At 38.5% G+C, this 15,804-nt stretch carries 14 protein-coding genes and 2 pseudogenes; 15 read left to right on the forward strand and 1 reads right to left on the reverse strand.

Going from position 1 to position 15,804, the window contains the following annotated elements; genetic code table 11:
• The first annotated feature begins 123 nt into the window (after positions 1-123).
• The 5 genes and pseudogenes from V3564_RS01950 (at position 124) to V3564_RS01970 (ending at position 3,070) form a co-directional block, all read left to right on the forward strand.
• Positions 124-300 carry a hypothetical protein gene (locus V3564_RS01950; protein WP_455481167.1) on the forward strand — a complete coding sequence of 59 codons (177 nt, stop codon included), beginning with the start codon at positions 124-126 and terminating at the stop codon, positions 298-300.
• 92 nt (positions 301-392) lie between these two features.
• On the forward strand, positions 393-737 hold the full coding sequence (locus tag V3564_RS01955; protein ID WP_455481168.1) for a hypothetical protein: 345 nt from the start codon (positions 393-395) through the stop codon (positions 735-737).
• A gap of 60 nt (positions 738-797) precedes the next feature.
• On the forward strand, positions 798-1,277 hold the full coding sequence (locus V3564_RS01960; RefSeq protein WP_455481169.1) for a hypothetical protein: 480 nt from the start codon (positions 798-800) through the stop codon (positions 1,275-1,277).
• Positions 1,274-1,679: pseudogene (locus V3564_RS01965) on the forward strand (hypothetical protein). The gene V3564_RS01960 and the pseudogene V3564_RS01965 overlap by 4 nt, the downstream one beginning before the upstream one ends.
• Positions 1,680-2,209: 530 nt before the next feature.
• On the forward strand, positions 2,210-3,070 hold the full coding sequence (locus tag V3564_RS01970) for a phytoene/squalene synthase family protein (RefSeq protein WP_455481170.1): 861 nt from the start codon (positions 2,210-2,212) through the stop codon (positions 3,068-3,070).
• Positions 3,071-3,744: 674 nt separating this feature from the next.
• On the opposite strand, the gene V3564_RS01975 is transcribed toward V3564_RS01970, so the two are convergent.
• A complete protein-coding gene (locus V3564_RS01975) occupies positions 3,745-5,634 on the reverse strand; it encodes a peptidyl-prolyl cis-trans isomerase (RefSeq protein WP_455481171.1) in 1,890 nt (629 codons plus the stop codon).
• 153 nt (positions 5,635-5,787) lie between these two features.
• On the opposite strand from V3564_RS01975, the gene tpiA reads away from it, so the two are divergent.
• The 10 genes and pseudogenes from tpiA to V3564_RS02025 all read left to right on the forward strand — a co-directional run bounded on the left by tpiA (position 5,788) and on the right by V3564_RS02025 (position 15,794).
• Positions 5,788-6,552 carry a triose-phosphate isomerase gene (tpiA, locus tag V3564_RS01980; RefSeq protein WP_455481172.1) on the forward strand — a complete coding sequence of 255 codons (765 nt, stop codon included), beginning with the start codon at positions 5,788-5,790 and terminating at the stop codon, positions 6,550-6,552.
• Between the two features lie 82 nt (positions 6,553-6,634).
• Complete coding sequence (gene secG, locus V3564_RS01985) at positions 6,635-7,090, forward strand: preprotein translocase subunit SecG (RefSeq protein ID WP_455481173.1); 456 nt, start codon at positions 6,635-6,637, stop codon at positions 7,088-7,090.
• A gap of 131 nt (positions 7,091-7,221) precedes the next feature.
• Entirely contained in the window at positions 7,222-8,850 is a 1,629-nt protein-coding gene (locus V3564_RS01990) for a CTP synthase (protein ID WP_455481174.1), read from the forward strand.
• A 37-nt stretch (positions 8,851-8,887) separates the two neighbouring features.
• The gene (gene kdsA / locus V3564_RS01995) at positions 8,888-9,724 is read left to right on the forward strand and encodes a 3-deoxy-8-phosphooctulonate synthase (protein ID WP_455481175.1); all 837 of its coding nucleotides are present in this window, start codon (positions 8,888-8,890) and stop codon (positions 9,722-9,724) included.
• Between the two features lie 76 nt (positions 9,725-9,800).
• Positions 9,801-11,069, forward strand: coding sequence for a phosphopyruvate hydratase (eno, locus tag V3564_RS02000; RefSeq protein ID WP_455481176.1), 1,269 nt, complete (start codon positions 9,801-9,803; stop codon positions 11,067-11,069).
• A gap of 285 nt (positions 11,070-11,354) precedes the next feature.
• A pseudogene (locus V3564_RS02005) lies at positions 11,355-11,450 on the forward strand (NINE protein); the annotation flags it as partial.
• Between the two features lie 173 nt (positions 11,451-11,623).
• Complete coding sequence (locus tag V3564_RS02010; protein WP_455481177.1) at positions 11,624-12,031, forward strand: TM2 domain-containing protein; 408 nt, start codon at positions 11,624-11,626, stop codon at positions 12,029-12,031.
• An 873-nt stretch (positions 12,032-12,904) separates the two neighbouring features.
• Complete coding sequence (locus V3564_RS02015; protein ID WP_455481178.1) at positions 12,905-13,222, forward strand: FtsB family cell division protein; 318 nt, start codon at positions 12,905-12,907, stop codon at positions 13,220-13,222.
• 141 nt (positions 13,223-13,363) lie between these two features.
• Positions 13,364-14,404: a pyruvate dehydrogenase (acetyl-transferring) E1 component subunit alpha gene (gene pdhA / locus V3564_RS02020; RefSeq protein ID WP_455481179.1), complete on the forward strand. Its 1,041-nt coding sequence runs from the start codon at positions 13,364-13,366 to the stop codon at positions 14,402-14,404.
• Between the two features lie 16 nt (positions 14,405-14,420).
• A complete protein-coding gene (locus V3564_RS02025; RefSeq protein WP_455481180.1) occupies positions 14,421-15,794 on the forward strand; it encodes a pyruvate dehydrogenase complex E1 component subunit beta in 1,374 nt (457 codons plus the stop codon).
• Positions 15,795-15,804 lie beyond the last annotated feature (10 nt).

Consider the following 15,804-nt stretch of genomic DNA (forward strand, 5'->3'; position numbering starts at 1 on the left):
GACAGCACAGCCTCAGCGGACAACAACAGCCTGACAACAGCAACCATCGTTACCAGTGATATAAACAATAGTGCTGAAGCCAAAGCCAGTAATTATGGCTTGAGCATAGCTGCGGGTGGTGCCTTGCAACAAGGGGAATACGGCGTTGTGAAAAACGTCATCAAAGATGTTTTAGATCATGGGCAAGCGCATGGCTCGGAGGAAGGGGAAACCAAATCTGCGATCAGCCCTGGCACGATCATCCTGAGCGATGAAGCTGGGCAGGAGTTGACGGGGCAAGGAGCGCAGAACAAACCCTAACCTCCCTTAACCATAACACAGTCGAAGCTCACCAGGGTGTATCGCCAATAGACGTAGCCAAGCTAGAGCGTATAGCGCGTGAGAACCATGAGATGGCAACGCAATTGCTGAACGAAGGTTTTAAATACAGCGATGAAGCCTTTAAAACCATGTTTATCAAAGAGCACCCCATCGCTGTGGTGGAGCATGACAAAAATGGTGAGGTGCTTTATGCAACAGATGAAAATGAAAATCCTATAAAAGACAGTCATGGAAAACCAATACCTCAATACCATTATTTAACGGCTGAGGAAAAGGAACATTTACAAGCAGCCTCTGATGGCAACATCCATGTTTCGTTTAATGGGATCTTTACATCACCAGATGAGGCAGCTGGTTATGCAGTTCAGCATGCTGACAATAAGAATGAGCCGCTCTATTTTGTTGTGTTCCCCTAAGCTGACACAGCCATATCTGAGCTTATGGTTGCGGGATATCAGAAGTTTCTGGAGGGGAATTTGGGTGGACTGACCAATTCAACACAAGAGGCCCAGGCTCTTGTCCAGCGTTATGGCAATGATGGGTTGCATATTGGTGCGCATAGCTGTGGCAGCATGACCGTTGGGAATGCCCTACAATCCTTAGACAAACAGGGTTTTTACGGCATAGCAGACAAAACAGAGATCAATTTTTTTGCCCCAGCTTTTAATGCTCAATCTATGGCAAATACGTTAGAAAAACTGAGTGATGGCAAGCAAAATCATGTTGGTTTGGAAAACCATAAATATGACTTTGTTGGTAGATTGATTGGGGGCAATCAAGCGACTTTTGACCAGGTGCTTCCTGGCAGTAATAGGTGGAAAGAGGCATGGAAAATAATGGGAAGCTATCCCAGTATCCATGCTTGCCTTGGGCATGCGGGAAAAAAATGTCAACGAGCTTATGGACCATCTCATCGTGTACCAATTTATTCAAATCATTCAAGGAGGAAAAAATGAAAACAGTTTCAAAATTATTGCGTGTGCTCGTTCTATTAACTATAGCAGGATGCGGTATTCAAAATATTAACAAGCTTCCTCCAGGAGAAATATCTCTATGGAAGAAGCCTGGTGCAGATTGGGATGAGGTAGGCAAAACCTCGTTAGAATGTGGAAGGCCAACCCTTCTTCCTCTTCATTCAGAAAAGAAAAAACTCAGTTACAATGACATGGCATCCATTGAGGCTTGCATGATCCAAGATGGTTTCCGCGATAGATCAAGGAAGCTGGTGTATAAATCATAAAGAGGATAATCTCCCGATTTGTCGTCCTGGGGCTGTGATTCCTAGACGCAGTGTCAAGAAGCGCTTGAATAGCTCTTATTGTAAAAAATATAAAAACGCAACGGAATGCCGGCCTTAAGTTTTGATGTGGTGATGAACAAACCTCCTCGCATCCTTTTTGCTTTAGCATGAATGTGCGGGGTTGTTTTTTCAATATCATTATTTAACGGCTGAGGAAAAGGAACATTTACAAGTAGGTTCTGATGGTAAAATCCATGTTTCATTTAATGGAATCTTTACAACTCCAGATGAGGCAGCTATTAACGCGGTTCAGCATGCAACTAAATCGTCACTCCAAGGCGATCATTGTCTGTTTTTCCACTTCAGTAGGAATATGGGTGCAAGCAAGAGTTTTCGTGATCTCTTCTCTATTTATTAATTTGCGTTTTAAAGTGGCTACCTTATAGTTCTAAGTCAACTTTTGAGAAGTAAAAATTTAGGTTTTGGGCACAGGTGAAAAAATGCCTAGAAAAGAGGTTTTAATTCGTAATACATTATAGAGGTTTGAAAATTTTATTCCATTATCTTTGTTCGCTCATTCATCATTTTAAATATGAATAAAAATAGAATGTTAATTGTTAAAAAAGGAAGTTAAATAGGTGTCATAGAATGATAGATTCTCTTCCTTATTGTCTTAATATTTTACGTGCTATGGATCGTGATCGCTATATATCGGTTCTATTTGCGCCTAAAAAAAAGCGCAGAGCATTGGCTGCGCTTTACGCTTTTAATGTAGAGGTTGCTCGTATTCGCGAAAGTGTACACGACCCGCTTATTGGTGAGATGCGATTACGTTGGTGGTATGATTCTATTGCTAATGGTGAGATGCAAAATAGTAAAAATAATCCGATTTTAAGTGATTTGTTTACAGCAATGACTCTTTTTAATTTACCTAAGATAGCTTTTTTACGTTACTGTGATGCACAGATTTCAAATCTTTATCACAATCCGATAGCGACTCTTCATGATCTCGAGTTCTATTGTGGCGAGACAGCGAGTATAATTTTACAGCTTTCTTGCCATATATTGGATCCTGATGCGGCACAAGACTTTACAAATGTCTGTGAATATGGAGGAATTGCTCAAGGACTAAGTGGTGTGTTACGTCTTTTATCGTTTATGCAATCACGATATCAATATTATTTACCTGCTGATATGCTAAAGGCTATGGGGGTGGATAGGAAGGATTTAGAGTCTAATTGTGTTGATGATAAACAGAAGTGTCACATTGTTGAATCTATGGTAGCTTTATCGCGGGATCATTATACAAAATTTTACGAGCATTCTAGTGCTTTGCCTAGATTGCTTAAACCAGCATTTCTTCCATTGGCAATTATTCCAGCATCTCTTCAAAAAGCGGTACAGTTGGGAGCTGCACTTTTTCAAGAAAGCGCAACTTTACCATTGATTCATCGTTGTTGGTTGATAACAAGGGCAGCAATAAGCGGTGGTTGTCCAAAGTTATTATAAGGATAAAAGAATGTTGTCAGGAATAGGAGAAGCAGTAAACATGTTAAAGTTACTGCGGTATTATAATCTAAATTCTTTTATCATCCGGGAAATACTCCTAACGAGTTGATTAGTATGGTCTTAGAAAAGTTAGACATTGGAATTATGAGGTTGAAGATATCGTGTATTCCTCTTACTGGTTGTTCATTTTTTAGCGCTGTAGATTGGTAGATGATTTAGAGAACGCAAGAAATAAGACTAAATTTATGAAGTGCATCAGCTTATTTCCTGGTCATATTGGGATTTTGATACTCAGCACTTAAACACGTAGGGAACGAATCGTTTTCTGATGAAGTGTGCTCCCTGTTTTTATAAAAGAACTTATCTTTGCAGGCTACAGAAAAATTTCTAGCTATGGGTAAACCATGAAGCCATAATTAATGATTGTTTTTCACGAAAACATCTACAAGTTTTAGCTTGGACGGATAATATTTTTATGCACAAAAAAAATGATTCTCCAAATTGTATCCATTATTTTTATGCGAACTTGTGAATTGAAAAAATCTTATCATTTGCATAGATGTTGTTTATCCCGATAATAACGAAAAAGAAATTTATCCCTCTTTTCTAGTTAATAGAAGAAGCTTTGTTTGCGATTTTATTAAATAAATACCCATAAATTATTTACGACATTTTTACTGGAGAGTATTGAGGATTTGATCATAAGCAGTATTATTAATTTCCACAGGATGCTCTTTATTAGCAATTTGTAGTATTTCTAACTTTAGATCCTCTTTTATCTTCATATTCATATTGGTACGGATATCAGGTGAAAGGGTATGAGGACTGATATCTTTAGGCTTTGTTACGCTCTTTATTTGATAAATGATACGGTTTGTTGCAACTGAACCTTTTACTATACCATAATGACCTTTTGGATCAGAAAATAATGCTTTAACACCTTCAGCTCCGAGGATTTCAGATGAGTCTTGGCGTCGTAGGATCTGTGTTGTTTGTTTTGTGACACCAAGCGTACGGGCAAGAGAAACAAGACTTTCTCCTTCAGTGAGCTGTTTGAGAGCATTTTGGGCTTTTTCATCAAGAAGGCGTTGGACTTCTTCACTTTTCCATTGCGAAATAGCATCTTGCTTGGCTTCTTCAAGTGTTCTATCGCGGGCAGGGATAACTTTATCTACCGTATACCAAAGATACCCACCTTTTTGAAGAGAGAGAGGATCAAGATCGATACCCTCGTCTGATTGATAGATAGAGTTCAGTAAAATATCTTTTTCGGGTAAATCCGTGAATATCGCACCTTCGATTGTTTTTCCTGTTTTATCAATAGTGATTGTGCGTATAGGTAATTTGTATTGGTCAGCAAGTTCTTTGAGAGAAACTCCCTCAAAACGCGCATTTTCGATTTCTGTATAATTGGTATGCATATCATCTATAGCACGATTTTGGGCGAGTGTTTGGCGAATCTTTTCTTCTACCTTTTCAAAGGGAATAGAGGCTGAAGGTTCAATATGTATTACACGAATAATAACAGGACCTTGTAAATCATTGATCACAGCGCTGACTTGCCCTTGTTTGAGTTCAAAAATTTCAGATGCTAGATAATTAGGAAGTTCACTTTCTGTTAGAGGCCCTTTTTTTATTTCATTGAGAGTCTTGTTTTCGGCTTTAACCAGCTCGTCAAAACTTAATCCATCGGCCATTCTTTTTGCTGCATTATCGGCAGCTTCACGTGTAGGAAAGCGCAATTCTTCAATTGTGCGTTTTTCAGGAGCAATAAAATATGAGGCATTTTGTGTATAATAAGTTTTAATTTCATCTGCTGAGATATCTTTGGGTTTTGCAAGCTCAGCTGATGTCATAGATAATAAAGAAACGGTGCGGTATTCGGGAGCACGAAATTCACTTTTATGAGTTTCAAACCACTTTTGCAATGTTTTTTGATCGGGATCGGAAATTGTTTTTTTTTCTTTTAGATCAATAACGAGATAATCAGCGGTACGGGTTTCTCCTTGATAAAGAGCTAATGCTTTATAAAAGAGATCTGGTGCCTTCATTCCAGATAGCGAAGCCGAAATGAGCTGATTGCGCTTCTCTTTTTGGATGTAATAATTTAAAAAATTACTTTCGCTTGTACGTAAATTCTGAAGATAGTTACGAAACAAATTTTGATCAAAGACGCCATTTATTTTAAACATATCATTAGTAGAAAGAATACGGGCTATTACGTCTTTTGAAAGATTAATTTTCATTTTACGTGCTTGTTCATCTAATAGCACATCTTGTTGTAATTGACTGAAAACAAAAGAGGGGATGTTGTATTGCTGCATTTCATTTTCTGTGAACATTCGTCCAAAACGATATGCGAGCGCTAAACGTAAGTTTTGATCGACGAGTGCAAGACGATAATCATCAACAGTTATTGTGGATTTTCCAGAAGTAATAAGATCCCTTTCACTTCTTGTGTATAACTGTGGTATTCCCCATAAAAGGATAAAGCATAAGAGCAAAATAGCGAGGAAAATCCTGAAAATCCAAGAATTTGTAGTATTTCTTATGATGTCAAGCATCGTTTAGTTCCATTTTTTGCATAAGTTATTATCAAAGCGGTAATGAAACTTGCAATAAAGATATGAAAGATGCAAGCTTAAATATTTGCTTTAGTTTTATAATCTGATACCTAAAGACAAATAATGTGTTGTGATAGCTCTTGAGGTAAAAATATGTCTCCAAATATTCAGCCTTTTATTGCTGGAAATTGGAAAATGAATGGAACTAGTGAATCGCTTGGAGAGTTACGCGCCATTGCTGCTGGCGTTAGCTCTGATTTAGGCCGTTTGTTTGAAGCGCTTATTTGTGTTCCCGCAACACTTTTATCGCGTGCCTCTGATACGTTGGGTGGTGAAAGCCTTCTTTTAGGAGGACAAAATTGTCATTTTGATGATCATGGTCCATATACTGGAGATATTTCAGCTTTTATGCTTAAAGAAGCAGGAGCAAGTCATGTCATTATTGGGCATTCAGAACGTCGCATAGTCTATCAGGAAAGTGATGCAATTGTTTGTGCTAAAGTGCAAGCAGTATGGCGAGCAGGTCTTGTTGCTCTCGTTTGTATTGGTGAAACATTGGAAGAGCGCAGAAGCAATAAAGTGCTGGATGTGCTTACACGACAGCTTGAGAGATCTTTGCCAGATGATGCAACGGCAGGAAATGTTATTATTGCTTATGAACCTGTATGGGCTATAGGTACAGGCAATACGGCTGGTTCAGAAGATATTGCAGAAGTGCATAATTTTATTCGTGATGAGATGCGCTCTCGTTTTGGTGATGAAGGGAATAAGATGCGTTTGCTTTATGGCGGATCAGTAAAACCATCCAATGCATTTGAACTTTTGAGCATTGATCATGTTAATGGTGCTCTGATAGGTGGAGCAAGTTTAAAAGCGATTGATTTTTTAGCTATTTGCGATGTTTATCGTAAATTATAATAAGAGGAAGTTTAGTTCCCTCTTGGATTATGCGCTATTTATGTGTAAATAGCTATAAATAGTTATTTGAAGAGCAGAGTTTATGCAAACAGTACTTATTGTTATCCATTTTTTAGTTGTTATTACTTTGGTTGTCGTTATATTAATTCAGCCTTCGGAAGGCGGTGGTCTTGGTGTTAGCAGTGGCTCTGGGTTGATGAAAACGCGTGGATCCCAAAATCCGTTAACACGTTTGACCGCTATTTTGGCGTGTTGTTTTTTTGTAGTGTCCATTGGACTTACTGTAGTGTGGAGTGTATCAAACTCCAGTTCTGATATTTTCAAGCGTATTCCAGTTAATTCAGAGAAAAACTCTACAAATAAAGGGATTTCAGGAACAGCGCCATCATCCCCTGGTGAGTCTCAACCTTCTATTCTTGATCAACTAGGAGGTGTTCCTGTTGCACCTCAGGGACAAAAACAGCCTACAGATCCTGAAGCTGAAACTCCAGTTCCACCAATCTTTGAAAATCCAATTCCGGATAACGGTACAAAGTAGTTCTTTCAAGTATAGAGTATAGCTTTTTAAAAAGGTGATTTTTTCACCTTTTTTACTTTATAGAAGAAAATTGTTTCTTTTTGCATTTTTTACTGGAAAAATCATTATAAAGTGCTTATCACCATAAGCCCATGGCACGTTATGTTTTTATTACTGGTGGTGTGGTTTCTTCCCTTGGGAAGGGCATCGCAGCAGCTGCGTTAGCTGCGTTATTACAGGCTCGTGGGTATCGTGTACGGCTTCGCAAGCTTGATCCTTATTTGAACGTTGATCCAGGTACAATGTCACCTTATCAACATGGTGAAGTGTTTGTGACCGATGATGGTGCTGAAACCGATCTTGATCTTGGTCATTATGAGCGTTTTACCGGACGTTCTGCGAATAGCCAAGACAATATTACAACAGGGCGTATTTATCGCAATATCATTGAACGAGAACGACGTGGCGATTATTTGGGGGCAACAGTTCAGGTTATTCCTCATGTTACGGATGAAATTAAGAGATTCATTACTACAGAAAATGAGGAATTTGACTTTGTCTTGTGTGAAATAGGTGGAACGGTTGGTGATATTGAAGCAATGCCTTTTCTGGAAGCGATTCGTCAGCTTCACAATGAATTACCAAGACAAAATGCCGTTTATATACATCTTACATTAATGCCTTATATTTCTTCAGCTGGTGAATTAAAAACCAAACCAACACAACATTCTGTTAAAGAATTACAATCAATTGGTATTTCTCCCGATATTTTATTGGTGCGCGCAGATCGACCTATTCCAGAAACAGAGCGGTGCAAATTATCACTTTTTTGCAATGTTCGTCTGAGCGCAGTTATTCAGGCATTGGACATGCCAACGATTTATGATGTTCCCATGGCGTATCATAAAGAAGGATTAGACTCAGAGGTTCTTTCCGCTTTTGGAATTGATCCGACACCTAAACCAAAAATGGATCGTTGGGAAGGTATTACGCATCGGATTCATCATCCTGAAGGGGAAGTTACAATTGCTGTTGTTGGGAAATATACAGGATTAAAGGATGCTTATAAATCTCTTATCGAAGCGATTGCGCATGGTGGTTTAGCTAATAAAGTGCAAGCTAATATTGAATGGATTGATGCGGAGCTTTTTGAAAAAGAAGATCCTACATCCTATTTACAAAAAGTTCATGGAATTTTGGTTCCTGGTGCTTTTGGAGCTCGTGGTGCAGAAGGAAAAATTCGAGCAATTCAATTTGCGCGGGAGCGTAAAATTCCATTTTTAGGTATTTGTTTTGGAATGCAATTGGCTTGTATAGAAGCTGCGCGCAATATTGCACAGATTGAGAATGCTTCATCAAGTGAATTTTGCAAAACAAAAAATCCGGTCGTAGGTTTAATGACAGAATGGCTCAAAGGAGATGTTCTTGAAAAACGCACACAATGTGGCAATCTTGGTGGTACAATGCGTCTTGGTGCTTTTGTTGCTGAATTAAAAGAAAATAGCCATATTGCAAAAATTTATGGGGTGACAAGGGTTTGTGAGCGACATCGTCATCGTTATGAGGTAAATATTGATTATAAAGACAAGCTAGAACAGTGTGGTTTGATTTTTTCTGGTATGTCTCCTGATGGTGTTTTGCCAGAAACAATAGAATATGCAGATCATCCATGGTTTATTGGTGTTCAATATCATCCAGAACTGAAGTCACGTCCATTTGATCCACATCCGCTTTTTTCTTCTTTTATTGAAGCTGCTGTAGAACAAAGTCGATTAGTTTAGTGGATAATTTAGGTTATTTTCTTTTTTGAGGGATAAAATGTCTGGACCAAATGCCGTTGTGAAAGTTGGAAATATTGTTTTTTCGAATGAAGCACCTCTTTCATTAATTGCGGGGCCGTGTCAGATGGAAAGTCGGGACCATGCTTTTGAAATGGCTGGCCAGATTAAGACAATTACGGATCGGGTTGGTATTGGGTTTGTTTATAAATCTAGTTACGATAAAGCTAACAGAACGTCCTTGAGTGCGGCACGTGGTATTGGCATTGAAAAAGCAATGGCTATTTTTTCTGATTTGAAGAAGGAATTTGGTTGTCCAGTATTGACTGATGTGCATACAGAAGAGCAATGCGAGGTTGTTGCTTCAACGGTAGATGTTTTGCAAATACCCGCTTTTTTGTGTCGTCAAACAGATCTTTTGGTAGCGGCAGCCAAAACGGGATGTGTTATCAATATTAAGAAAGGTCAATTTTTAGCTCCATGGGATATGGAGAATGTCTTAAAAAAAGTTACTCAAAGTGGTAATTCTAACGTTATGCTTTGTGAGCGGGGCACTTCATTTGGTTATAATCGACTTATTTCTGATATGCGTTCATTGCCTGTTTTGCGTTCATTTGGGGCTCCTGTAATTTTTGATGCAACGCATTCTGTTCAGGAACCAGGTGCTCAAGGAAATTCATCTGGTGGGCAGCGTCAATTTGTTGAAGTCTTGGCGCGTGCAGCTGTTTCTGTTGGGGTTGCTGGTATTTTTTTAGAAACGCATCAAGATCCAGATAATGCGCCTTCTGATGGGCCTAATATGGTTGAAATTGATAAGTTGCAGAGATTGCTTGAGACTTTAATGGAATTTGATTACTTGTCGAAGAAGGTAAGTTGAATACACAATTATAGAGAATATTCCATCATTATGGAATTGAAGATGAAGCAGAGTTTTGTTGGATAAGGAAACTTACATGACTATCATTGTTGATATTATTGGGCGTGAAATACTTGATAGCCGAGGTAATCCAACGGTAGAAGTTGACGTTCACTTGGAAAATGGGGTTTTTGGTCGTGCCATTGTTCCTTCTGGGGCATCGACGGGTGCGCATGAAGCTGTAGAGCTGCGCGATGGTGGTATGCGTTATCAAGGTAAGGGTGTTGAAAAAGCGATTGCTGCGGTAAATGGAGAAATCCTTGAGGAACTTGGTGGACGAGATGCAAGGAATCAAATAGCCATTGATCAAGCGATGATCGCTTTGGATGGAACACCAAATAAAGAGCGTCTTGGTGCTAATGCTATTCTTGGTGTTTCATTGGCCGTTGCAAAAGCGGCAGCAGAATCGTTGCGTTTTCCTTTGTATCGTTATATTGGTGGTATTCAGGCGCATGTTCTCCCGACACCAATGATGAATATTATTAATGGTGGCGTCCATGCTGATAACTCTATTGATTTTCAAGAATTTATGATTATTCCTGTGGGAGCACCTACACTGAAAGAAGCCGTACGTTATGGCGCTGAGGTTTTTCATACATTAAAAAAACGTTTAAAGGATACGGGTTATAACACTAATGTTGGTGATGAGGGCGGTTTTGCGCCTCAATTTAAAAGTGCTGATCAAGCAATTGATTGTATTATGGAATCTATAATAGCATGTGGATATAAGCCAGGTGAGCAAATTGCTATTGGTTTAGATTGTGCTTCAACAGAGCTTTATAAAAATGGTTCGTATTTTTATAAAGGTGAGGGTAAATGTCGTGATGCTCAAGAGCAGGTAGATTATTTGGCACAACTTATTAAAACTTATCCAATTATTACGATTGAAGATGGAATGGCCGAGGATGATTGGGAAGGCTGGAAGTTGCTTACTGATGCCATTGGCCAAAAATGTCAGCTTGTTGGCGATGATTTGTTTGTTACAAGCTCGGCTCGGTTGCGCGATGGTATCAAAATGGGTGTTGCCAATTCTATTCTCATTAAAGTTAATCAAATTGGCACGCTGAGTGAGACGCTTGATGCCGTAGAAACAGCTCATAAAGCAGGTTATCGTGCTATTATATCTCATCGTTCAGGTGAAACAGAGGATACTTTCATTGCTGATCTTGCAGTTGCAACGAACTGTGGGCAAATTAAAATTGGTTCACTTGCACGCTCAGATAGATTGGCAAAATATAATCAGCTTATTCGCATTGAAGAAATGCTAGGAGATCAAGCACGTTATGTTGGTCATTTCCATCATTAATTATTATAAGTATAAAGCTTAATTTCTACATTATTATTTAATTTACTGATAAATAATTTTAGCAAAAAGTTGTATAGGGGATAAAAATCAAAGATAGCCATTGACCAAGAGCAGGGAATTTATTTGGTTTCAGGTAATCATGATAAGCGTTATAGATTTGTGCTTTTGAATTGGTTAAGAAAAGTTCCACCGAAAATTAGCGGTACTGTTGATTTTGTGTGCAATGATGATGTTATTAGTTCTGTTGTTCCGTTATCGAGTAGTAAGTAGTCGGGGCACTTAAAAGTAGTACTTTTTCTTGTTTCTTTCTTTTTTGGGACATTGGGTATTCATCGTTTTATGGTTGGTAAAGTTGGAACGGGTATTTTGATGTTTATTTAAACTATAACATTTTTCAGATTTACTATTAGTTGGTTTTGGATAATTATTGATCTTATACTTATTGCGATTGGAGAATTATTTGACAAAAGTGGGAATAAAATCACAAGTTAAAAGAGTTATTAGCTTAACCTGTTATTTTTATAGTAGATGGACAATGTTTTATAGGTGGTAAAATGAGAGGCGTAATTATTAGTCAGGATCAAGGAACGTACCTCGTTTCAGGTGATGATGGTAAGCGTTATCAGTTTGCAAGTTGGGATTGGTTAGGAAAGATTCCACCGAGGGTAGGGGAAACTGTTGATTTTGTGTGTGAGGGTGATGTTGTCAATTCTGTTTTTCCACTGTTGCAACAAAATTCAGAGCACTCAAGAATAATGTTTGCACTCATTTGTTGGTTTGCTGGTATATTTGGTGTTCATCGCTTTATGGTTGGTAAAGTGGGAACTGGTGCTTTAATGCTTATTTTATCTTTATCTCTTGCTGGGTTGATGGTTACTGGGATTTGGGCAATTATTGACTTTGTAGTTATTGTGGCGGGAAAATTTACTGACAAAAACGGGAATCAAATTACACATTGGTAGAATTTATGTATTTACACTTATAAATAAAATATTATTATAATATAAAATGAAGTGTAAATGATATTATTTAATTTTGTTTTTGATAAGTATACTAAGTTTATGGTAAAAAATATCTTTTATATGTATTTTATGATAAAATATTAATAAGAATAAAAATATTTTAAAACACTGTGTTGTTTTATCTGAGCAAAGTAGAAGTGCAAATTGATAGAGGCATGATGTGCATTACCACTTATTGTGGTGAGGTTTTTTAAGCTATCTTAGTTATCGTATTTATCGCGGTGAATGCAGATTGTATATTCACGCAGTGAAGTTAATCAATACATTATCTTGTTTTGGATGATGGTAAGCGTTATCAATTCGCAACTAAGGATTGGTTAGGAAAAACTCTAGCGAGGGCTTGTGAAGCCCGTTGATTTTTTACATAATTGTGATGTTATTATTTCTGGTTTTCTTTTCTTGAGTGGATGACAGCAGAAATGATCGGGAGTATTGCTAGCGACTGTTTGTTAGTTTTTGAGTATATTGGGTGTCCACTGCTTTATGGTTGGTAGAGTTTGGACAGGTATCTTAAGTTTACTCTATCTGTAACAGTTGTTGGATTAATTGGGACTGTTTTTTGAACATTTATTGATTTTATAATCATTTTAGCAGGGGACTTTACTGACAAAATGGGAATAGAAACACAAATTAACGAATACCGGATATTGTAGTTAAAAGTAGGTAATATGGCATAGCTTTATTGTGGTAGGTGTGTTCAGTGTATAACACAAGCTATTTGCGTGTGTGGATTTGGTAATAAGGTATTAATCAAACTTGTGCATAGTCGGGCAAAATATTAAAATGATTGTGCTGTAAAGGCTGTGCTATTTTATGTGGACAAAGCAAAAACGCAGATCGATCAAAGTGCGCTTTATACTACCACTTATGACAGTGGGAGTTTTGAGTTATTTCAGTTATCATATTTATCATGGTGAGTACGGGTTGTATTCACGTAGTGAAGTTAATCGATATATTGTCGAATTAGAAGATGAACTTCATAAAATAGAATCTGAACGAATATTCATTGAAAAGCGTATTGCTCTTTTACGCGACGGGCATATTGAAAAGGATATGTTAGATGAGTATATTCGGGGAAATTTAAACTTTTCCAAGCCAAATGAATTGACAATCTTAACTCCTTGTAAATGATATTAAAAGTTGATTAGAGATCGTTTAATTTCAAAGAGTATTTTGAAATAATTACCTATGATATCATTTGAGCTTGGTGATAACGCTTGTAACTTTTGTCCGTAAAGGTTATTTCTGAGTAATCATAAAAGGGAGTTTAATATGGCAGAACAACTTAAAAAAAATTCTGCGTCGGTAGTGTATCCTGCATTATCAAATACCACAAAAACAGCGCAAGCCGCTAATTTTACAAAAGAAGAGGAAATTGATGCCTACCGTGAAATGCTTTTGATTCGTCGTTTTGAAGAAAAAGCGGGGCAACTTTACGGAATGGGACTTATCGGCGGTTTTTGTCACCTCTATATAGGGCAGGAAGCTGTTGTTATTGGAACATTAAAGGCAACAAAAGAAGGTGATCAGGTTATCACATCTTATCGTGATCATGGTCATATGTTGGCGGTGGGCATGAGTCCGCGCGGTGTAATGGCAGAGTTAACAGGACGTCAAGGTGGTTTTTCGAAGGGGAAAGGGGGCTCGATGCATATGTTTTCTAAAGAAAAGAATTTTTATGGTGGACATGGTATCGTTGGTGCACAGGTTCCTATCGGTTCAGGTTTAGCATTTTCGAATCAATATCTTGGCAAAGATAAAGTAACATTGGTCTATTTTGGTGATGGTGCTGCAAATCAGGGACAAGTTTACGAAAGTTTTAATATGGCTTCGCTTTGGAAACTTCCTGTTGTTTATATTATTGAAAATAATCAGTATGCTATGGGGACGTCAGTTGCGCGTGCATCTGCAGAGACAGATTTTTCTCGTCGGGGTCTTTCTTTTGAAATTCCAGGTATTGTTGTTGATGGTATGGATGTTCGCGTGGTCAAGGGAGCCGCTGATGAAGCAATTTCTTGGGCACGTTCAGGTAAAGGGCCGATCATTCTTGATATGCAGACCTATCGCTATCGTGGTCATTCCATGTCTGATCCAGCAAAATATCGCTCAAAGGAAGAAGTCCAAAAAATAAAAGAGGAGCATGATCCTATTGATCAGGTAAAAAGTCGGATTTTGAAACAGGGTTGGGCAAGCGAAGACGACCTGAAGTCTATTGATAAAGAGGTGCGCGCGGTTGTAGCTGATGCAGCAGATTTTGCGCAAAGTGATCAAGAGCCAGATGCTTCTGAGCTTTATACTGATGTTTTAGTTTGATGCGAGAGGAGCGAATATGTCTATTAATATTTTGATGCCAGCACTTTCGCCAACGATGGAAGAAGGTAAGTTATCTAAATGGCTCAAAAAAGAAGGTGATAAAGTTAGCTCTGGTGATGTGATTGCTGAGATTGAAACTGATAAAGCAATGATGGAAGTAGAAGCTGTTGATGAAGGTATTATTGGTAAAATTTTTGTGTCTGAAGGCTCTGAAGGTGTGAAGGTTAATAGTGTCATTGCTGTACTGTTAGAAGAAGGTGAAAGTGCTGAGGACATTTCACAGGCTGCCGATTCTGTAAACTTTCATCAAAAATCTGGAGAAGAATTTTCATCTCTTTCTTCGTCAATGCCTACGCCCCCTGCTTTTGATGTTATTTCTGATCCTGATATTCCTACGGGGACACAAATGGTTACGATGACGGTTCGTGAAGCACTTAATCAAGCTATGGCTGAGGAGATGCGACGTGATGAAATGGTTTTTTTGATGGGGGAAGAAGTCGCAGAGTATCAGGGTGCATATAAAGTTAGCCAAGGTTTGTTGGAAGAGTTTGGTGCGCGCCGAGTTATTGATACACCAATTACAGAACACGGTTTTGCGGGGTTGGCTGTTGGTGCTGCATTTGGAGGGTTACGTCCCATTGTTGAATTTATGACATTTAATTTTGCTATGCAGGCGATCGATCAAATTATAAATTCTGCAGCAAAAACCCGTTATATGTCTGGTGGACAAATGTCTGCTCCCATGGTTTTTCGTGGTCCTAATGGTGCAGCTGCGCGTGTTGGTGCTCAGCATTCTCAATGCTATGCAGCTTGGTACAGTCATGTGCCAGGCCTTAAAGTTGTTATGCCATATAGTGCTGCAGATGCAAAAGGTTTGCTAAAAGCTGCTATTCGTGATGATAATCCTGTTATTTTTCTTGAAAACGAAATTTTATATGGTCATCAGTTTGATGTTCCCAAAATAGATGATTTTGTTTTGCCTATTGGTAAGGCGCGTATTCATAAGCCTGGCCAAGACGTTACAATTGTAGCGTGCGGGATTGGAATGCATTATGCTATTCAAGCATTGCCGGAAATTGAAAAGCTTGGCATCGACGTAGAGCTAATTGACTTGCGAACCATTCGCCCGGTGGATCTTCCGACGATTCTTACTTCAGTCAAAAAGACAGGTCGTTTGGTGACAATTGAGGAGGGGTACCCTCAATCATCTGTTGGGACTGAAATAGCAACGCGGGTTATGCAGCAGGCTTTTGATTATCTTGATGCGCCAGTTGCTACAATTTCTAGCAAAGATGTCCCTATGCCTTATGCTGCTAATCTTGAAAGATTGACTTTACCCAGCACTGCTGAAATTCTTGAAGCCGTTAAGGCTGTGACTTATAAAGCGTAACGGAGGAAAG

The sequence above is a fragment of the Bartonella sp. B12(2025) genome (genome assembly GCF_053795135.1).